The sequence below is a fragment of the Solimonas aquatica genome (assembly GCF_900111015.1).
Lineage (GTDB): Bacteria > Pseudomonadota > Gammaproteobacteria > Nevskiales > Nevskiaceae > Solimonas > Solimonas aquatica.
The window spans coordinates 61010-80819 of the sequence record NZ_FOFS01000016.1; the positions used below are offsets into that span (position 1 = coordinate 61010).

The 19810-nt window shown below is 66.8% G+C and carries 18 protein-coding genes; 13 read left to right on the forward strand and 5 right to left on the reverse strand.

Features of this window, described 5'->3' with window-relative positions; translation table 11 throughout:
- Positions 1-89 precede the first annotated feature (89 nt).
- Both BMY12_RS17945 and BMY12_RS17950 read left to right on the forward strand, forming a co-directional pair.
- Positions 90-779, forward strand: a complete 690-nt coding sequence (locus BMY12_RS17945) for a TerC family protein (RefSeq protein ID WP_093289190.1) — start codon at positions 90-92, stop codon at positions 777-779.
- Entirely contained in the window at positions 776-1417 is a 642-nt protein-coding gene (locus BMY12_RS17950) for a response regulator (RefSeq protein WP_093289192.1), read from the forward strand. Before BMY12_RS17945 ends, BMY12_RS17950 begins: the two co-directional genes overlap by 4 nt.
- Here BMY12_RS17950 and BMY12_RS17955 read toward each other — a convergent pair.
- From BMY12_RS17955 to BMY12_RS17965, 3 genes are all read right to left on the reverse strand, one after another.
- The gene (locus BMY12_RS17955; RefSeq protein ID WP_093289193.1) at positions 1397-3994 is read right to left on the reverse strand and encodes a hybrid sensor histidine kinase/response regulator; all 2598 of its coding nucleotides are present in this window, start codon (positions 3992-3994) and stop codon (positions 1397-1399) included. The genes BMY12_RS17950 and BMY12_RS17955 overlap by 21 nt on opposite strands.
- The gene (locus tag BMY12_RS17960; RefSeq protein ID WP_093289195.1) at positions 3987-5288 is read right to left on the reverse strand and encodes an MFS transporter; all 1302 of its coding nucleotides are present in this window, start codon (positions 5286-5288) and stop codon (positions 3987-3989) included. Before BMY12_RS17960 ends, BMY12_RS17955 begins: the two co-directional genes overlap by 8 nt.
- A gap of 209 nt (positions 5289-5497) precedes the next feature.
- On the reverse strand, positions 5498-6817 hold the full coding sequence (locus tag BMY12_RS17965; protein WP_093289196.1) for a dicarboxylate/amino acid:cation symporter: 1320 nt from the start codon (positions 6815-6817) through the stop codon (positions 5498-5500).
- A gap of 178 nt (positions 6818-6995) precedes the next feature.
- On the opposite strand from BMY12_RS17965, the gene BMY12_RS17970 reads away from it, so the two are divergent.
- Complete coding sequence (locus BMY12_RS17970; RefSeq protein WP_093289198.1) at positions 6996-9311, forward strand: NADP-dependent malic enzyme; 2316 nt, start codon at positions 6996-6998, stop codon at positions 9309-9311.
- Positions 9312-9316: 5 nt separating this feature from the next.
- Here the strand turns inward: BMY12_RS17970 and BMY12_RS17975 are convergent, their stop codons facing one another.
- Together BMY12_RS17975 and BMY12_RS17980 are read right to left on the reverse strand one after the other, a co-directional pair.
- A complete protein-coding gene (locus tag BMY12_RS17975; RefSeq protein WP_093289199.1) occupies positions 9317-9904 on the reverse strand; it encodes a hypothetical protein in 588 nt (195 codons plus the stop codon).
- Between the two features lie 124 nt (positions 9905-10028).
- The gene (locus BMY12_RS17980) at positions 10029-10499 is read right to left on the reverse strand and encodes an Mpo1 family 2-hydroxy fatty acid dioxygenase (RefSeq protein WP_093289201.1); all 471 of its coding nucleotides are present in this window, start codon (positions 10497-10499) and stop codon (positions 10029-10031) included.
- A 161-nt stretch (positions 10500-10660) separates the two neighbouring features.
- Between BMY12_RS17980 and BMY12_RS17985 the strand changes: the two genes are divergently transcribed.
- The 10 genes from BMY12_RS17985 (at position 10661) to cysT (ending at position 19808) form a co-directional block, all read left to right on the forward strand.
- Complete coding sequence (locus BMY12_RS17985; protein WP_093289202.1) at positions 10661-11650, forward strand: helix-turn-helix transcriptional regulator; 990 nt, start codon at positions 10661-10663, stop codon at positions 11648-11650.
- Positions 11651-12655 carry a DUF5924 family protein gene (locus BMY12_RS17990; RefSeq protein ID WP_093289204.1) on the forward strand — a complete coding sequence of 335 codons (1005 nt, stop codon included), beginning with the start codon at positions 11651-11653 and terminating at the stop codon, positions 12653-12655.
- 36 nt (positions 12656-12691) lie between these two features.
- A complete protein-coding gene (locus BMY12_RS17995; protein WP_093289205.1) occupies positions 12692-13006 on the forward strand; it encodes a rhodanese-like domain-containing protein in 315 nt (104 codons plus the stop codon).
- Between the two features lie 27 nt (positions 13007-13033).
- Entirely contained in the window at positions 13034-14356 is a 1323-nt protein-coding gene (locus BMY12_RS18000) for a TolC family outer membrane protein (RefSeq protein WP_177189063.1), read from the forward strand.
- A gap of 120 nt (positions 14357-14476) precedes the next feature.
- The gene (locus BMY12_RS18005; RefSeq protein ID WP_093289208.1) at positions 14477-15856 is read left to right on the forward strand and encodes an OprO/OprP family phosphate-selective porin; all 1380 of its coding nucleotides are present in this window, start codon (positions 14477-14479) and stop codon (positions 15854-15856) included.
- Between the two features lie 35 nt (positions 15857-15891).
- On the forward strand, positions 15892-16890 hold the full coding sequence (locus tag BMY12_RS18010) for a sulfate ABC transporter substrate-binding protein (protein WP_093289210.1): 999 nt from the start codon (positions 15892-15894) through the stop codon (positions 16888-16890).
- A 70-nt stretch (positions 16891-16960) separates the two neighbouring features.
- Positions 16961-17185 carry a TOBE domain-containing protein gene (locus BMY12_RS18015; RefSeq protein WP_093289211.1) on the forward strand — a complete coding sequence of 75 codons (225 nt, stop codon included), beginning with the start codon at positions 16961-16963 and terminating at the stop codon, positions 17183-17185.
- 14 nt (positions 17186-17199) lie between these two features.
- Positions 17200-17823, forward strand: coding sequence for a class II glutamine amidotransferase (locus BMY12_RS18020; RefSeq protein ID WP_093289213.1), 624 nt, complete (start codon positions 17200-17202; stop codon positions 17821-17823).
- A 24-nt stretch (positions 17824-17847) separates the two neighbouring features.
- A complete protein-coding gene (locus BMY12_RS18025) occupies positions 17848-18843 on the forward strand; it encodes a sulfate ABC transporter substrate-binding protein (protein ID WP_093289214.1) in 996 nt (331 codons plus the stop codon).
- A gap of 119 nt (positions 18844-18962) precedes the next feature.
- Entirely contained in the window at positions 18963-19808 is an 846-nt protein-coding gene (gene cysT / locus BMY12_RS18030) for a sulfate ABC transporter permease subunit CysT (protein ID WP_218140250.1), read from the forward strand.
- Positions 19809-19810 lie beyond the last annotated feature (2 nt).

Genomic DNA, 19810 nt, shown 5'->3' on the forward strand with positions numbered 1-19810 from the left:
ACAGGCCCTAGGGCATCTATCCGGGCCATCCGCACCTGGAGCTGTTCGAAGCGGCGCTGTAAGAGCACATCGCGCGTAAAATCGCGCGCATGAGCCTGTCCTTCTTCGCCGATCTCTCGCTGCTCACTGTCGCCCAGATCATCGCCATCGACGTCCTGCTCGGTGGCGACAATGCCGTGGTCATCGCCCTGGCCTGCCGGCAGCTGCCGGAGGAACTGCGCAACCGCGGCATCTTCTGGGGCGTGTTCGGCGCCATCGGCCTGCGCGTGCTGATGGTGTTCTTCGCGCTGAGTCTGCTGGCGCTGCCATTTCTGAAGATCATCGGCTCGCTGCTGCTGTTGTGGATCGGCATCAAGCTGCTGATCCCGCAGGACGAGGACGCGCATGAGGTCTCGGCCAGCACCCATCTGCTCGGCGCGATCCGCACCATCATCGTCGCCGACGCGGTGATGAGCCTGGACAATGTGGTGGCAGTGGCGGGCGCCGCCGATGGTCATCTGGGCCTGGTGGCACTGGGCATTCTGGTCAGCGTGCCGATCATCGTCTGGGGCAGCCGTCTGGTGTTGATGCTGATGGACAAGCTGCCGCTGGTGGTGCAACTGGGCGCGGCGCTGCTGGGCTGGATCGCCGGCGATATGTGGATGGACGATGAGGCCGTGTCCCACCACACCGTGAACTGGCCGCTGTGGAGCACTTATGCCTCCTCGGCGGCGGGCGCGGCGCTGGTGTTGCTGGGCGGGCGGCTGCTGGCACTGCGCAGCCGTGCCGCATCGCCATGAAGATTCTGATCGCCGATGATCATCCGCTGCTGCGCCAGGCGCTGGCGCAGGCCCTGCCCTCGTTCTTCAGCGAGCCCTGCCGGATCGTCGAGGCCGACAGCCTGCAGAGCCTGGAGCAGGCGCTGGCCGCACATGCCGATCTCGACCTCGCGCTGCTGGACCTGCACATGCCCGGCGCCGAAGGTTATTCGGCGCTGGTGTATCTGCGCAGCGAACGTCCGGCGCTGCCGGTGCTGATGATTTCCTCCGACGATGCCGCGCGCACCGTGCAGCGCGCGCGCCAGTTCGGCGCGGCGGGCTTCCTGAGCAAGTCGGCGCCGCTGCCGCTGATCGGCGAGGCGCTGCGCAGCGTGATGGCCGGCGGCGAATGGTTTCCCGGCGCGGCCGGTGAAGACCCGCAGGATGCGCAGCTGGCCACGCGTCTGGCGCAGCTCACGCCGCAGCAGCTGCGCGTGCTGCTGTGCCTGGCGCGCGGCCTGCTCAACAAGCAGATCGCCTACGAGCTGGGCCTGGCCGAGAACACCGTGAAGGTGCATGTCTCGGCCATTCTCGCCAAGCTGGAATGCCATAGCCGCACCCAGGCCGCCGTGCTGCTGCGCGCGCTGCGCCTGGACGACTCAGACCGCGCGCCGCAATAGGCTGCCGATCAGCGCGCGCAGCGCCGCCGGCTTCACCGGCTTGCCCAGATACGCCCAGCCGCGTTCGCGCCAGCGCGCCAGCAGCGCCTCGTCCTGATCGCCGGAGATCACGATCACCGCCGGCGGCTTCGGCCATTGCGGCGCCAGACGATCAAACAGCTGCCAGCCCTCGCCATCACCGAGGCGGTGATCGAGCAGCAAGAGTTCCGGTGCCGGCTCGCTGGCCTGCAGCGCCAGCGCCTGTTCGGCACCGGCCGCCAGCCGCACCACGCAGCCCCAGCCCTGCAGCAGCTCGCGCGTGGCCTCGCGCACGCGCGCATCGTCGTCGATGCACCAGATGCGGCGCTGCTGCAGGCTGGAACCGCCCGCCGCCACCTGCGCCACGGCCGCCGGCGCGGGACTTTCACCAGCCGGCAGGCGCAAGGCAAATACGCTGCCCCGCCCTGGCTGCGAGCGCAGGCTCAGGCGATGGCCCAGGCGCCGGGCGATGCGTTCGACAATCGCCAGCCCCAGGCCCGCGCCCGCTTCACCGCCGCGATCCAGACGCCGGAACTCTTCGAAGATCTCCTCGCGCTGATGCTCGGCGATGCCGATGCCGGTATCCCAGACCTCGATGCGCCATTGCCCGCCTTCACGACGACAGGCCAGCAGCACGCCGCCCTTGCGCGTGTAGCGCAGGGCATTGGACAGCAGGTTTTGCAGGATGCGGCGCAGCAGGGCTTCGTCGCTGCGCACGATGGCGCGCGTCGCCCTCACCCGCAGCGACAGGCCGCGCGCCTGCGCCAGAATGCTGAACTCGCGCGCCAGGGTTTCGAACAGCGGCTGCAGCGCGAAGTCGCGAATCTCGGCGGCGATGGCACCGGACTCGATGCGCGAGATGTCCAGCAGGCTGGTGAGAATCGCGTCCTGTGCCGAGAGGGCTTCTTCGATGTTCGCCGCCACCCGCTGCGTCTCGGGTTCGCGCAGACGCGCCTGCAGCGCCGACAGATAAAGACGGGCCGCATTGAGCGGCTGCAGAAGATCATGCACCGCCGCCGCCACGAAGCGGGTCTTGGCGCGATTGGCGCGCTCGGCCTCGCCGCGCGCCTGCGCCAGATCCTCGGTGCGCTGCGCGACACGCCGCTCCAGCACGCCGGCGAGTTCACGCAGCTCGCGCGCGGCGGCCTTGTAGCTCGTGATATCGGCATAGGCGGTGACGAAGCCGCCGCCGGGCAGCGGATTGCCGCGCATTTCCAGTACCGTGCCATCGGCCCATTCGCGCTCGAAGGTGTACGGCGCACCGGCGCGCAGATGCTGCAGGCGCTTGTGAATCTCGGCCTCCAGATCGCGCACGCCGAGCAGGCCGCGCGCAGCGTTGTAGCGCAGCAGTTCTTCGATGGGCCGGCCGACGCGCAGCAGCTCCGGCGGATAGCGGAAGATTTCCGCGTAACGGCGGTTCCAGGACACCAGGCGCAGCTCGGCATCGATCACACTCACGCCCTGCGGCAGATGCTCCAGGCTGCGCACCTGTCCCTGTGCGGCCTGCTGCGCGGCGGCCACCACCGCGTCCTGCGCGCTGCGCAGCGCCTGCGCGTTCTGCCGCACCAGCTCTTCGAGTTCCGCGCGACTGCGCTTCTGCAGCTGCAGCAGGCGGCGGCGCTGCTGCACGAACAGCAGCAGGAACAGCAGACCAGTGAGACTGGCACCACTGGCCAGCGCCGCGCTGCGTCCGGCGGCGGCGATGTCGCCGCGCGCATGCAGCAGATGCAGCTGCCAGTGTTCGCCGGGCAGCGCCAGGCTGCGCCAGAGATAGTCGCGCGCCACGCGGTCGCGGTTCAGCGGCTGCGGCGTGAGGCCGGCATATTGCTGGCTGCGCGCCCGCTCCTCGCGTTCGGCGGCACTGGGGCTGCGCAGCTCGCGATAACGCCAGGGGCTGCGATTGCTCAGCAGCACCACGCCGTGTTCGTCGCTGACCAGCACGATGTCATGGTTGCCCGCCCATTCGCTTTCCAGCTCGGCGAGCACGATCTTCACCACCACCGCGCCCAGAAAGCTGCCGTCTTCGTCGCGCACCGCCTGCGCCAGAAAATAACCGGGCACACCGGTGGTGATGCCGATGCCATAGAAGCGCCCGCTGCCCTCGCGCCGCGCCTGCAGAAAATACGGACGGAAGCTGTAATCGACGCCGACATTGCTGCGCGGCGAGCGCCAGTTGCTGGCCGCCAGGCCGCGCCCCTGACGGTCGATCAGGGTCAGCGTCGAGGTCAGCGCCAGACCGTTGACCTCTTCCAGCTTGCGGCTCAGCGCCGCGCGCTGCGCCGCATCCGGTTCACCGCGCAGCGCCGCGCGCAGCTCGGCGTCCAGCGCCAGCACCGAAGGCAGGCGGCGATAGCGCTCGATGAAGGATTGCAGGGCACCGGCGTAGAGACGCAGCTGTTCCTGCGCCCGCTCGCCGGCCACCCGCTCGGCACGCCGCTGTGCCTGCGTCGCCGCCAGCACCATCAGCGCACCGATCAGTGCGGCGAGCAGCAGCGCCAGACCCAGGCGCCGCCAGCGACGCGGCGGCAGCGTGGCGGCGCGGGGCAGAGGCTCAGCCATCGACGATGCGCGAATGCGCACGCGTGTCCGGCATGCGCAGATACACCAGCAGCGATATCGCGATGCAGACCGTCACATACCAGTAGAAGCCCTGCTCATGGCCGATGCTCTTGAACCACAGCGCCAGATACTCGGCGGTGCCGCCGAAGATCGAGACGGTGAGCGCATACGGCAGCGCCACGCCCAGCGCCCGCACCTCGGTGGGAAACAGCTCGGCTTTCACCACCGCGTTGATCGCGGTGTAGCCGCTGAGCACGATGAGCGCGAGCATGATCAGGGCGAAGGCTTGCCAGAGCGTGGTCACGGCCTGCAGATGACTGAGGATGGGCACCGTGAGCAGGCTGCCCAGCACGCCGAAGGCGATCAGCACCGGGCGGCGACCGATGCGATCCGAGAGCGCCCCCACCACGGGCTGCAGCAGCATGTAGAGAAACAAGGTGGCGGCGGAAATCAGCGTCGCATCGGTCTTGCTCATGCCGACGCTGTTGACCAGATACTTCTGCATGTAGATGGTGTAGGTGTAGAAGGCCAGCGTGCCGCCCATGGTCAGGCCCACCACGGTGAGCAGGGCGCGCGGATGCTGCAGCAGGCCGTGCAGCGTACCGGCCTGCGCCGGTGCCGAGCGCTGCGCAAAGGCGCTGGTTTCCGCCATGCCGCGACGCAGATAAAGGGCCACCAGCGCGGTGGCTGCGCCGATGCCGAAGGCGATCCGCCAGCCCCAGGCCTCCAGCGCCTCGGTGCTGAGGAACACATGCTGCAACGACATCAGCACCAGCAGTGCCAGCAGCTGGCCGGCAATCAGGGTCACGTACTGGAAGCTGGAATAAAAACCGCGATGCCGGGCCGTGGCCATCTCGCTCAGATAAGTCGCCGAACTGCCGTACTCACCGCCCAGCGACAAGCCTTGCAGCAGCCGCGCCAGCACCAGCAAGACCGGCGCCGCGACGCCGATCTGCGCATAGCCCGGCGTCAGCGCCACGATCAGCGAGCCGCCGCACATCAGATAGATCGACACCATCAAAGCCGCGCGCCGGCCGTGACGATCCGCATACCGTCCCAGCAGCCAGCCGCCGAGCGGCCGCATCAGAAAGCCCACGGCGAACACCGCAGCGGTGTTGAGCAGCTGCGCGGTCAGATCGCCTTTGGGGAAAAACGCCTTGGCGAAGTACAGCGAGAAAGCGGAGTACACATACCAGTCGTACCACTCCACCAGATTGCCGATGGCGCCGCGCAGGATGGATGCGATGCGCCAGGCAGCGCCATGGGCGGCGGTTTGCGCGGGGGACGGCATCATGGCGATAGGGCTTTGGATTTTGGTGTCGCTCGAACTCTAGCAGCCTGCTTGCACGAGCGTCCCCCAGGCAGCCGCCAGCAGGGCGGCCTACGCGGCTGCGCCCCTCACCCGCCCTGCCTGGGGGCAGGCGATGGCTGCACAAGTGGCGCCCGCCCGCATGAAAAAAGCCGCCGTGGCAGAGCCGCGGCGGCTTTTTCAGGAGCGGAGGTTCAGGTGCCTGCAATCAGCGTCTGGGTCTGCGGCTCGCCTGCGCCTTCGCTCGTGACCGCAGGGCCGGCATCCAGCTCGCGGCGCAGGCGCTCGCGATCCAGCTCGTTTTCCCAGCCGGCGACCACCACCGTGGCCACGCCATTGCCGATCATGTTGGTCAGCGCGCGCGCCTCGCTCATGAAGCGATCGATGCCCAGAATCAGCGCCAGGCCCGCCACCGGCACCGAGGGCACCACGGCCAGGGTCGCGGCCAGGGTGATGAAGCCGGCACCGGTCACGCCGCTGGCGCCCTTGGAGGTGAGCATGGCCACCGCCAGCAGGCTGATCTCCTGGGTCAGCGTCAGCTCGATGTTCAAGGCCTGGGCGATGAAGATCGCGGCCATGGTCAGGTAGATGTTGGTGCCGTCGAGATTGAAGGAGTAGCCGCTCGGAATCACCAGACCCACCACCGAGCGCTTGCAGCCCAGGCGCTCCATCTTCTGCATCATCGGCACCAGCGCCGATTCAGAGGACGAGGTGCCCAGCACCAGCAGCAGCTCGTCGCGGATGTAGCGCAGGAACTTGAAGATGCTGAAGCCGGACAGGCGCGCGATGCTGCCGAGCACCAGCACCACGAACAACACGCAGCATAGATAGAAGCCACCCATCAGCTTGAGCAGCGGCCCCAGGCTGTCCACGCCGTACTTGCCGATGGTGAAGGCCATGGCCGCGCCGGCGCCCACCGGGGCCAGCACCATGATCATGTTCATCACGCGGAAGAACACTTTCGACAGCGATTCCAGCAGCGTCATCACCGGCCGCCCGGCTTCGCCGATGGCGGAGAGCGCGAAGCCGAACAACAGCGCAATCAGCAGCACCTGCAGCAGATCGCCGCCGCCGGTGAAGGCGTCCATGAAGGTCTTCGGGATGATGTGCAGCAGAAAGCCGGAGGTGCTCTGCTCATGCGCCTGCTCGGCGTACTTGGCCACCGCGCTGGCGTCCAGCGTGGCGGGGTCGACGTTGAAGCCGTGGCCGGGCTTGAGCGTGTTGACCACGATCAGGCCGATGATCAGCGCCGCCGTGGACACCACCTCGAAGTAGGCAATCGCCTTGACGCCGACGCGGCCCACCTTCTTCACGTCCGACACGCCGGCGATGCCGATCACCACGGTGAGGAAGATGATGGGCCCGATCAGCATCTTGATCAGACTGATGAAGCCATCGCCCAGCGGCTTGAGGGCCACGCCGCTGGCAGGCGCGAAATGCCCGAGCAGCGCGCCGGCGACAATCGCCGTCAGCACCCAGAGATAGAGATTGCCTTTGCTGCGCTTTGCGCTCATGAAACTCTCCCCTTTTTGCACGGGTGGGCGGTGGCGGCCGGCACAGGCCGACCATGCCCGGCATGCTGAGCGCCCCTGTCCCGTTTTTGAATAGCCCGATGGTATTACCCGGCCGGTGTGCCAGCGCCCCACCGCTATAATCGCGGCCTTCGCTTTTCGCCCGAGTTCGCACAAGCCCATGAGTCAGGACGCCGCCCCGCTTTCCGCCAAAGACCGTCTGCGCAAGGCCGCGCTGGACTACCACGAGTTCCCGGTGCCCGGAAAGCTGGCGGTGAGCTCCACCAAGCAGATGACCAACCAGAGCGATCTGGCCCTGGCCTATTCGCCGGGCGTGGCGGCGGCCTGCGAGGAGATCGTCGCCGATCCGGTCAATGCCTACCGTTACACGGCGCGTGGCAATCTGGTGGCGGTGATCAGCAATGGCACGGCGGTGCTGGGCCTGGGTGCCATCGGCCCGCTCGCCGCCAAGCCGGTGATGGAAGGCAAGGCGGTGCTGTTCAAGAAGTTTGCCGGCATCGATGTCTTCGACATCGAAGTGGATCAGCGCGACCCCGACAAGCTGATCGAGATCATCGCCGCGCTGGAGCCCACCTTCGGCGGCATCAATCTGGAAGACATCAAGGCGCCGGAGTGCTTCTACATCGAGCGCGAGCTGCGCAAGCGGATGAAGATTCCGGTGTTCCACGACGATCAGCACGGCACCGCGATCATCGTCGGCGCCGCCTTCACCAACGGCCTGAAGGTGGTCGGCAAGAACATCCAGGACATCAAGCTCGTGGTCAGCGGCGCCGGCGCCGCCGCCCTGGCCTGCGTGGACCTGCTGGTGGACCTGGGGCTGCCCGAGCGCAACATCTGGCTCACCGATCTGGCCGGCGTGGTCTACCAGGGCCGCACCGAGCTGATGGACGAGGACAAGGCGCGCTTTGCGCAGAAGACCGCGGCGCGCACGCTGGCCGAGGTGATCGAAGGCGCCGACATGTTCCTGGGCCTGTCGGCCGGCGGCGTGCTGAAAGCCGAGATGGTGAAGAAGATGGCGGCCAAGCCGCTGATCTTTGCCCTGGCCAATCCCACGCCGGAAATCCTGCCGGACGAGGTTCGCGCGGTGCGTGGCGATGCCATCATCGCCACCGGCCGCACGGACTATCCGAACCAGGTCAACAACGTGCTGTGCTTCCCCTTCATCTTCCGGGGCGCGCTGGACGTTGGCGCCACCACCATCACGCGCGCGATGGAGATCGCGGCGGTACAGGCGATTGCCGAGCTGGCGCGCCAGGAGCAGAACGATATCGTCGCGCAGGCCTACGGCACCGAGTCCCTGAGCTTCGGCCCGGAATACCTGATCCCCAAGCCCTTTGATCCGCGCCTGATCGTGAAGATCGCGCCGGCGGTGGCCAAGGCGGCGATGGATTCCGGCGTGGCCTCGCGGCCGATCACGGATTTCGACGCCTACATCGAACGCCTGCAGCAGTTCGTGTACCGCAGCGGCACCATGATGAAGCCGCTGTTCGCCGCCGCGCGCCATGTGCCGCCGGAACGCAAGCGCGTGCTGTTCGCCGAAGGCGAGGAAGAGCGCATCCTGCGCGCGGTGCAGATCGTGGTGGACGACAAGCTGGCCACGCCGATTCTGATCGGCCGCCCGGCGGTGATCGCGCAGCGCATCGAGCGCTTCGGCCTGCGCCTGAAAGAGAACCAGCATTACACGGTGGTCAATCCGGAATTCGACGCACGCTATCGCGAGTACTGGCAGGACTACCGCGCGATGACCGCGCGGCGCGGCATCACCGCGCAGTACGCGCGCATGGAGATGCGCCGGCGTACCACGCTGATCGCCTCCATGCTGCTGAAGAAAGGCGAAGGCGACGGCCTGATCTGCGGCACCCTGTCCACCACCGCGCGGCATCTGCGCTATGTGGACCAGGTGATCGGCCGCGCGCCCGGCGTGAGCTGCTACGGCGCCATGAACGGCCTGATTCTGCCCAACCGCCAGCTGTTCATCGTCGACACCCACGTCAATCTCGATCCCAGCGCCGAGCAGCTGGCCGAAATCACGCGTCTGGCCGCCGCGGAAATCCGCCGCTTCGGCCTGGAGCCCAAGGTCGCGCTGCTCTCACATTCCAACTTCGGCAGCTCGGATGCGCCCTCGGCGCTGAAGATGCGCCGCGTGCTGGAGCTGCTGCAGGAGCAGGCGCCGGAACTGGAAGTGGACGGCGAGATGCACGGCGACTGCGCGCTGGACGACAAGCTGCGGCGCGGCATCCTGCCCGAGACCACGCTCAGCGGCGAGGCCAATCTGCTGGTGATGCCGAATCTCGACTCGGCCAACATCGCCTACAACCTGCTCAAGACCGCCGCCGGCAACAATGTCGCCATCGGCCCGATTCTGCTCGGCGCGGCGCGGCCGGCGCACATCCTCACGCCTTCGGCCACGGTGCGGCGCATCGTCAACATGACCGCGTTTGCCGTGGTGCAGGCGCAGGTGCCGCTGCACGAGTAGTGCAGCTAGAACTGCCGCATCAGCGCCAGGCCCACGTGGTTGCTGCCGACCTTGCGCGGCGCCACGGTGCCGTAGATGCCGGAGCGGTGATGCAGGCGCAGGCCCAGCGACCAGCCGGGCAGGTCTTCGTTGCGCAGCGCCAGCTCCGGCGTCATGTGGAACAGGGTCTTGTAGCCCTGCGGATGCTCGGGGTCTTCGTAGTCGGACCAGGGCTTGCCGAAGGAATGCGAGAGCCCGATGCCCCAGGCGGTTTCGATCTGGAAGCGTCCCGGCTGCCAGAAAGTGATTGCGGGGCGCCAGTCCAGATCCAGCTCGGTGTTGTGCGTCAGGCCGCTCATCTGCAGCGCGCCGAATTCCAGGCTGCTGGACAGCGGCCAGCCGTGGCGCTGGCTCCAGTCGCTCAGCCAGCCGGGCTTGGCCAGTTCATAGCGCAGCAGCACACCACTGGCGTAAGCGGTCTGGAAGTCCAGCTTGCCGGTGAAGGCGCGCGGCAGGATGTCGGAGAGATTGCCCTTGACCGCCTGGCCTACGAACACACCGGCCGACCAGTCCGAATCGCCGGCGGCTGAAGCGGCGCCAGCGCAGCAGCACATCCCCAGACCCGCAAGCCACCGCCAGACCGCAGTCGAATCCCGCTCCGCCATCCCCGCCCCCTGATCCCCGTTCGCGAAAGCGTCACTGTAACGTGCGCCCGCGACTGCCTGTGGGGCCAGGGTCTCAGCCGCCGGCGGTGGCCGGCTGGATGGGCAGCGCCAGGCGGCGATAGACGTGCGCCAGCAGCCACAGCGGACCGATCAGCAGGAACTGCAGGTCCTTGAAGAAGGACGGCCGCGCGCGCTCGTAGTAGTGGCCGATGAACTGCCCGATCCAGGCCAGCACGAACACAGCCGCCGCCGCCCACAGCAGGCCCGCGCCCAGCTGCGCCTCGGCCTGCAGCACCAGAGCGTAGGCCAGGGCGAAAATCAGGCTCATGCCCAGCGCCAGGCGCCAGGACAGGCGGAAGTAGTAGAGCAGCACCGCCACGCCGACCAGCAGGGTGAGATCGGGCAGCGGCCCCATCGGCACCCGCTTCAGCGCGCAGGCCACGGCCAAGACGATCAGCGGCACGCAGATCCAGTGCAGGCGCTTGTTGATGGGATTGCGGTGGCTGATGTTGTATTCGTCCAGCCAGTCATTGACGGTCTTCATGCCCGCTCGCCTCCTGTTCCCAGAACTCTGTTGGGGTGAATTCCGCGCCGTGGGCGCAGCCCGATCTTGTTAGTATGGGAAGCCTGCGAGACCTTCCCGATAGTAAATCGCGCCCCGCCGCATCGACTTGAGATGATTCTCCTAAAGCCGCGCGCTGCTCCATGAGCGTTCCCACGCAATCCGACGCCATCGACCCGGTTGATCGGCTCATCGTGCGCCTGTATCGCACCGGCATCCTGACGCCCGCCGAGCAGTTCCGGAGCTGGGCGCTGGCGCAGCTGGCCCGGCTGATCCCCTGCGATGGCGCGATCTGGGGCAGCGGCTCGGTGGCGCCGCTGAAGTTTCACACCGTGACCGTGCACGGCCTGCCCTCGGAGTTCCCGCAGCGCCTGCAGGACAGCACGCCGCTCAACCCCATCGTGCCGCGCCTGATGCAGAGTCTGGACACGCCGGTGGACATGGCGGATGTCATGGACGACGCGCAGTTCTTTGCTTCCGAGCTGTATCGCGACACCTTCGCGCCCTACGGCATCGAGCGCATCCTCGCCACCGGCCATCTGGACCGGCGCAGCGGCCTGTACTCGCTGCTGACCCTGTATCGCAAGGACCGTGGCCAGCGCTTCACCGAGCAGGAGCGGGCGCGGCAGAAGCGCGCGGTCTACCACCTGTTCAACGCCGCCTCCCACACCTTCTTCGTGCACGTGGCCAGCACCCATCGCGAACGTCCGCCCGGCTCGGCGGCAGCGGTGGTGGATGGCGCCGGCGTCTTTCATGAGGCGCAGCTGCGCTTCCTGGACCTGCTCGACGAGCGCGTGCCCGAGCGCGATCCGCAGCGCCTGCCCTTCGAGCTGCCGCCGCCGGGCGAGACGCGCGGCTTCGGTGATCTGATGCTGCGCAGCGAGGCCTACGGCGACCTGTTCCTGGTGATCCTCTGGCCGGCCGGCCCGCTGGACCGCCTGACCGCGCGTGAGCGCGAGGTGGTGTTCTGCGTGGCACAGGGCCTGTCGTTCAAGCAGGCCGCCAAGAAGATCGGTGTGGCGCCGTCCACCGTGGCCAATCATCTGTATCGCGTCTACCGCAAGCTGGGCGTCTGCAGCCGCACCGAGCTGGCCGGACTGGTGCATCCGCAGCAGATGCCGGGCGACTCGTAAATGACGCAGACCGTGCAGCCGCGCTGGCTGCAGCTATGGTCGCGCTACCGGCATCTGGTGGCGCTGGGCAGTTTCGCCGCCGGCCTCGCCAGCTTTCTGCTGGTACAGCGTCAGGAGCGCGTGGCACAGGTGCTGGTCATTCTGCTGCCGCTGTCCTGGCTGCTGGCGATGCTGGAAGCGCGCGGCCTGAACCGGCTGCTGCCGGCGCGCTGGCAGACGCATTCGCAGGCGGTGCTGGGTTATGTCACGCAGGCCCTGCATCAGGAGTCGTTCTTCTTCACCCTGCCCTTCTTCATCGCGGCGGTGAACAGCGACATTCCGCAGGCCCTGTTCCTGTTGCTGCTCGGCAGCCTGGGGCTGGTCTCGATCATCGATCCGCTGTACTTCGGCCAGGTGCTCAAGCGCCCCCTGCTGCTCTGGCTGTTTCATGTCAGCGCCGGTTTCATCACCGTGCTGGCCGCCGCGCCCATGCTCTGGCAGATCGACACCACGCGCAGCCTGCATCTGGCCGTCGCCGCCGCCGGCCTGCTGTGCCTGCCCCTGTTTTATCTGACGCTGCGCGGCCGTCGCTGGTGGCGCCTGAGCGCCGCTGCGGCCTTGTCGCTGGCGGCGGCGCTGGCGCTCTGGCAGCTGCGTGGCGCGATTCCGCCCGCCACCCTGAGCGTGCACGACGCGCAGCTGGCCTGGCAGGTGGATACCGGCAGCCGCGAGCCGCAGCCGGCGCCGCGCACGCTCAGTGTCGCGGAACTGCAGCGCCACGGCCTGTACGCCTGGACGCCGATTCACGCACCGCGCGGCCTGCACGAAATCATCCTGCATCAGTGGTGGCACGAGGGCCGGCTGGTGGACACCATCGCCATCGAGATCCGTGGCGGCCGCGAAGCCGGCTACCGCGCCTGGACGCACAAGACCGCGTTCGGCGAGCAGCCGCGCGGACGCTGGCAGGTGCGCGTGGTGACGCAGAGCGATCAGCTGATCGGCCAGCTGCGTTTTACCGTGCAGTAAACTTTCCCGCACTTCCCATTCAAAGCCAGGGCCGCCATGAAAATCATCAGCGTGCAGGAACTCAAGCAGCAGCTCGATGCCGGTGGCCTGGTGCTGCTGGACGTGCGCGGCGCCGACGAGCGCGAGTTCGCCAGCGTGCAGCCTTCACTGCACATCCCCCTGCATGAAATCGCGCAGCGCCTCGGCGAATTAAACCCGCAGCAGGCCATCGCCGTCCTATGCCATCACGGCATGCGCTCGGAAATGGCCGCGCGCTTTCTGGACAAGAACGGCTTTGCCGACGTGGCCAATGTCGCCGGCGGCATCGATGCCTGGTCGGCGCAGGTCGATCCGAGCGTGCCGCGCTACTGACTTTCAAGCCTGTATCGGGAGATGGGCATGCGGTATTCCTTGAAGCGCTGGCTGGCGGCGACGCTGCTGGCCGGCCTCGCGGCACCCGGCGCCAGCGCTGCGGGCGAGTTGCTGCGCGTCTACGGCGAGGCCCAGGACAACGACGCCAGTTTCAGCGCCGCGCGCTACACCCGCGAGGCCGCCGTGGAGGCACGCCCGCAGGCCCTGGCCGGGCTGCTGCCGCAGCTCTCCGCCAGCGCCACGCAAAGCTGGCAGCGGCAGCGCATCAGCGGCGAGGGCCTGGCTGATGCGAGCTACAGCAGCTCGCATCCCTACAGCTACGGACTGAATCTTTCCCAGCCACTGTTCGACTGGGCGGCGTTTCGCCGTTACGCCCAGGCCGGTGACCGCGTGGCCCTGGCCGAGGCGCAGTTCCGCGCCGCCGAGCAGGATCTGATGCTGCGCACCGCGCAGGCCTATTTCAATCTGCTGGCCGCCGCCGATGATCTGCGCTCCCTGCAGGCGCAGAACAACGCCAGCCAGCGGCAGCGCGAAGAGGCGCAGCGCCGTTTCGAAGTGGGCCTGGCGGCAGTCACCGATGTGCAGGAAGCGCAGGCCAGCCACGACCTCACCACCGCGCAGCTGATCGCCTCACGTCAGAGCCTGGAGGCCGCCAAGCAGGCCCTGCGCGAAATCACCGGCCAGCCGGTGGAGCGCTGGGTGGCGCTGCAGGATGAAATTCCCCTGCCCACGCCGAGCCAGGATGCCGAGACCTGGGTCCAGGCCGCGCTGCAAGGCAACTTCGATCTGATGATGGCGGACTATCAGGCCAGCATCGCCGAGGCCGACATCGGCATCGCCCGCGCCGGTCACTACCCCACCGTGAATCTCGCCGCCGCGCGCAGCACGCGGCAGGTGAATGATTTCAATCAGGGCAAGGCCGATGCCGATGCGGTGTCGCTGCAACTGTCGCTGCCCTTGTTTGCCGGCGGCGGCGTGGCCTCGCAGCTGCGCCAGGCCCAGGCCACGCAGCGGCAGTACGAGGCGCAGGCCCTGGCACGCAAGCGCCTGGTGGAGCGCAACACGCGTGACGCCTGGCAGGGCGTGGTCACCGGCGCCGCCAAGGTGAAGGCGTACCGGCAGGCGGTGGTCTCCAACACCACGGCGCTGGAGGCGAGCGAGACCGGATTTTCGGTGGGCACGCGCACCACCATCGATGTGCTCAACTCGCGGCAGCTGCTTTACTCGGCCCAGCGCGACTATTCCCGCTCGCGTTACGACTACCTGATGTCGTACCTGAATCTGAAGGCCTACGCCGGCCAGCTCGCCGCCGCCGACCTGGAGCTGATTGACGGCCTGCTGCAGCGCTGAGGCGGCAGGCTTATATTTTTTTGAGCTTTAAGAATGGCCATTGATTCTTTTACAGGGTTATAAGAGCTCATCAGCATAAGCGCACTTCTTCAAACCGAACTCTTAGGGAGAGTGCGTCTCATGTCAAAGCGTCATTACACCTGGGCTCTGCTGCCGATCGCCGCCATTGCCGGTCAGGCCTTTGCCGAACAGGGGCCCAGTCTCGAACAGCTGGATCAGCGCATCAAGATTCTGGAGCGCCAGCTGGAGAACCAGAAGGAAGAAGCCGACGCCAAGGCCAAGGACGCCGCCACGGTTGCCGCCGGCAGCAATGGCTTCTCCATCAAGTCCGCCAAGGGTGATTACGAATTCAAGTTCCGTGGCCTGCTGCAGGCCGACGGCCGCTTCTTCCTGAGCGACGGTCCGGCCGCTTCGGTGCGCAGCAACGACGGTTTCCTCCTGCGCCGTGTCGAGCCCACCTTTGAGCTGACCCTGGGCAAGCAGCTGTTCTTCCGCATCCAGCCCAACTTCGCGCCGGACAGCGCGACGGTCTCCGATGTGTATGGCGAACTGCGTCTGGACCCGGCGGCGGTGATCCGCGCCGGCAAGTTCAAGGTGCCGGTGGTGCTGGAAAACCTGCAGGCCAGCGGCGCCACAGCCTTCAACGAGCGCGGCTTCCCCAACGAGCTGGGCCCCAACCGTGACTACGGCGTGCAGCTGGGCGGCGCGCTGTTCGGCGGCACCACCAGCTACGCCCTGGGCATCTTCAACGGCGCCAGCGACGGCCGTGATGGCGCGCAGCAGGCGAAGACCGCTGGCGACAACCGCAAGGAATTCGCCGGCCGTGTGTTCAGCGAGCCGTTCAAGAACGAGCCGGGCCTGCTGCAGGGCCTGGGCTTCGGCGTCGGCGGCACTTACGGCACGCGCGAACGCGGCACCGTAGGCATCAGCGATCTGGCTTACCGCACGCCGGGTCAGAACACCTTCTTCAGCTATGTGAGCTCAGGCTCGGTGTTCACGCAGTCGCACGGCTATGAGTACCGCGTCAGCCCGCAGGCCTATTACTACCGCAACAGCTTCGGCCTGGTCGCCGAATACATCGAAAACGCGCAGCAGGTGATCACCAACACCGGCAGCAAGGCCGACACCCTGCACCACAAGGCTTACCAGGGCGTGGCCAACTACTTCCTCACCGGTGAAGACGCCAGCTACGGCGGCCTGACCAAGCCGAAGAATCCGCTGGGCAAGGACGGCTACGGCGCCTTCGAACTGGTGGCGCGCTACGGCGTGCTCGACATCGACGACAAGACCTTCCCGACCTTCGCCAGCGCCACCGCATCGGCGAGCAAGGCCAGCACCTGGGCCGCCGGCCTGAACTGGTATCCGGTCAACAACCTGAAGATCGACCTGGCCTACTCTCTGACCCGCTTCGACGGCGGCGCCGCGGGTACGCCTTCGACGGTGGTCGTGGACCGTCAGGACGAAAAGCTCGTCTATTCCCGTTTCCAGATCTGGTTCTAAGCCAGCACTCAAGACGCTCACCCGAGACTCTCAACATGCTCAAGAAACTCATCGCGACGCTTGCGCTTGGCCTGGCCGCGCCGCTCAGCGCTTACGCCGCCTCGTATCAGCTGCTCAACGTTTCCTACGATCCCACGCGCGAGCTGTACAAGGCCATCAACACCGCCTTTGCCGCCGACTACAAGGCCAAGACCGGTGACACGGTCAGCATCCAGCAGTCGCACGGCGGCTCGGGCAAGCAGGCGCGCGCCGTCATCGACGGCCTGGACGCCGACGTGGTGACGCTGGCGCTGGCCGCCGACATCGACGCCATCGCCAAGAACGCCAAGACCATTCCGGAAAACTGGCAGTCGCGTCTGCCGGACAATGCCTCGCCCTACACCTCGACCATCGTGTTCCTGGTGCGCAAGGGCAATCCCAAGCAGATCAAGGACTGGGGTGATCTGATCAAGCCGGGCGTGAGCGTGGTGACGCCCAACCCGAAGACCTCGGGCGGCGCGCGCTGGAACTATCTGGCCGCCTACGCCTGGGCGCTGAAGCAGAACAACAAGGACGACGCCAAGGCGCAGGCCTATGTGAAGGAGCTGTACAAGCACGCTCCGGTGCTGGACACCGGCGCGCGCGGCGCCACCACCACCTTCGTGCAGCGTGGCATCGGCGATGTGCTGCTGGCCTGGGAAAACGAAGCCTTCCTGTCGCTGGATGAATTCGGCGCCGACAAGTTCGACATCGTGGTGCCCTCGCTGTCGATCCTCGCCGAACCGCCGGTTTCGGTGGTGGACAAGGTGGTGGACAAGAAGGGCACGCGCAAGGTGGCCGAGGCGTATCTGAAGTATCTCTACACCGACGCCGCCCAGGACATCATCGCCAAGAACTACTACCGTCCGCGCAACCCGGCGATTGCCGCCAAGTACGCCGACAAGTTCCCGAAGCTGAATCTGGTCACCATCGCCGACTTCGGCGGCTGGACCAAGGCCCAGCAGACGCACTTCGCCGACGGCGGCGTGTTCGACAAGATCTACCTCGCCAACTGAGCCCGCCCGGGTCCACCGCATGGGGCCGGGTTCACCGGCCCCATCGCTTCCACAACAGCCGCACGCCCTCATGTCCGTCACCAGCATCAACACCCGCAACCAGTTCAAAGGCCAGATCGTCGCCATCAAGCGCGGCGAAATCGTCTCTGAAGTGGAGATCGAAACCTCGGCCGGCATCATCAGCGCGGTGGTCACCACCAGCTCGCTGCAGCGCCTGAATCTGCGGGTTGGCAACGCGGCCCTGGCCTTGTTCAAGGCCACCGAGGTGATGATCGCCAAGCTCGCCGACGACTGAAGGCCGCGCGCATCATGTGCCTGATCGTCCACAAACCCGCCGGCCTGAGCATTCCCGCCGGCCTGCTGCTGGCCGCCGCTGCGCATAACAACGACGGCTGGGGCCTGATGGGATTTGCCGATGACGGCGCGCTCTTGCTTGAACGTCATGCCGAGGTCGATACGCAGGCCTTGCTTGCCGCCGAGCAGCGCTGGCGCCGGCATGAATACGTCCTGCACCTGCGCCGCCAGACGCGCGGCGGCAGCGGCCTGGACAATGTGCACCCGTTCAAGATCAGCGAAGGCCTGTGGCTGATGCACAACGGCACCGTGCACCTGAAGCCGCGCGTGCCGGGCAAGTCCGACACCTGGCATCTGGTGCAGGACGTGCTGCGTCCCCTGGTGCAGCGTTATCCGGGCCTGCTCAGCGACCCGGCCTTCCTGCCGATTCTCGAGCATGGCCTGCGCAGTGAGAACAAGCTGGCCCTGCTGGATCTGCAGCAGCGTCGCATCGTGCTGGTCAACCGCCATCACGGCGCAGAACTGGACGGGCTGTGGCTGTCCAACACGCGCTGGATCGATGCCCGCCTGTTTCCGCTCGCGCAGCCGCCGCAGCGACAGGAGTGGCAGCCCGACCCGGCCAAGCTCAGCTTCGGCTGAACAGAAAACAGGAATCACCGGATCATGAAACGCATCCCGCGTCTGCTTGTCGGTCTGTGCCTGGCGAGCCTTTCGGCCGTCGCCGCGGCCGCGCCGCTGCTCAACGTGTCCTATGACGTCGCGCGCAATCTGTATCGCGATCTCAATCCCGCCTTCGCCGCCGACTGGCAGGCCAAGACCGGCCAGAGCATCAGCATCGAGCAGTCGCACGGCGGGTCCAGCAAGCAGGCACGTTCGGTGATCGACGGTCTGCAGGCCGATGTCGTCACCATGAACAATCCGCTGGATATCGATGCCATCGCCAAGGCCGGCTTGATCAGCGGCAACTGGGCGCAGCGTCTGCCCAATCGGGCCAGCCCGTCCTGGTCACCGATCCTGTTCATCGTGCGCAAGAACAATCCCAAGCACATCCGCGACTGGGACGACCTGGTGAAGCCGGGCGTGGCGGCGATCATTCCCAATCCCAAGACCTCGGGCAATGGCCGCTACAGTTATCTCGGCGCCTGGGAATACGCGCTGCGCAAGAACAATGGCGACGAGGCGCAGGCGCGCAGCTTCGTCACCGCGCTGTTCCGCAACGTGCCGGTGCTGGATACCGGCGGCCGGGGCGCCACCACCACCTTCGTGCAGCGCGGCATCGGCGATGTGCTGCTGACCTTCGAAAACGAGATCCGCCTGATCCAGAACGAGTTCGGCAAGGACGGCTTCGAGGTCATCGTGCCTTCGCTGACCGTGCGCGCCGACAATCCGGTGGCGGTGGTGGAGCGCTATGCGCAGAAGAAGGGCAACGAGAAGCTGGCGCGCGCCTATCTGGATTATCACTACAGCAGCGCCGGCCAGGACCTCATTGCCCGCAACGACCTGCGCCCGATCGACGAGGCGGTGCTGAAGAAGTACGCCGAGCGCTTCCCGGCGGTGAACACCTTCAGCGTCGAGCAGCGCTACGGCAGCTGGTCCGCAGCCCAGGCCAAGCATTTTGCCGACGGCGGCCTCTTCGACCAGATCTACGCCCAGCGCTGAGCAGGACGGCGGCGCGCCGTCCGCCAGTCCTCTGGGCGAATTTCTCACATCCTCGCCCGATGTAATCTGGAACAATAACGGCCACTCTTATTAAACAAATGCCGCCTTCGACTGCTCCCATGTCCGCCACACCGGTCCGTCGCGCCCGCTCGGTCATTCCCGGCTTCGGCATCACGCTGGGCTTCACGCTGACTTATCTGAGCCTGATCGTGCTGATTCCGCTCGCCGGAATTTTCCTGAAGGCCGCCGGCCTGGGTTTCTCCGGCATCTGGGAGGTGGTCAGCTCGCCGCGCGTGCTGGCCTCGCTCAAGCTCAGCTTCGGCGCGGCGCTGGTGGGCGCCGCGATCAACGGCGTGTTCGGGCCGCTGCTGGCCTGGGTGTTCGTGCGTTACCGCTTCTTCGGCAAGCGCTTCTTCGATGCTGCCGTGGATCTGCCGTTCGCGCTGCCGACGGCGGTGGCCGGCATCGCGCTGACCGCCCTGTATTCACCCAATGGCTGGATCGGCCAGTTCCTCACGCCGCTGGGCATCAAGGTCGCCTACACGCCGCTGGGCGTGGTGGTGGCCTGCACCTTCATCGGCCTGCCCTTCGTGGTGCGCACCGTGCAACCGGTGCTGGAGGAAGCGGAGAAGGAACTGGAAGAAGCCGCCGCCTCGCTGGGCGCCACGCGCTGGCAGACCATCACCCGGGTGATCCTGCCCACGGTGCTGCCGGCGATTCTCACCGGCTTCGCCCTGGCCTTCGCGCGTGCGGTCGGTGAATACGGTTCGGTGATTTTCATCGCCGGCAATCTGCCGATGATTTCGGAGATCACGCCGCTGCTGATCATCATCAAGCTGGAAGAATTCGACTACGCGGGCGCCACCGCCGTGGCCGGCACCATGCTGGTGCTGTCCTTCGCGCTGCTGTTGCTGATCAATCTGCTGCAAGCCTGGGTACGCCGGCGCAATGCCAGCGCGCGCTAATC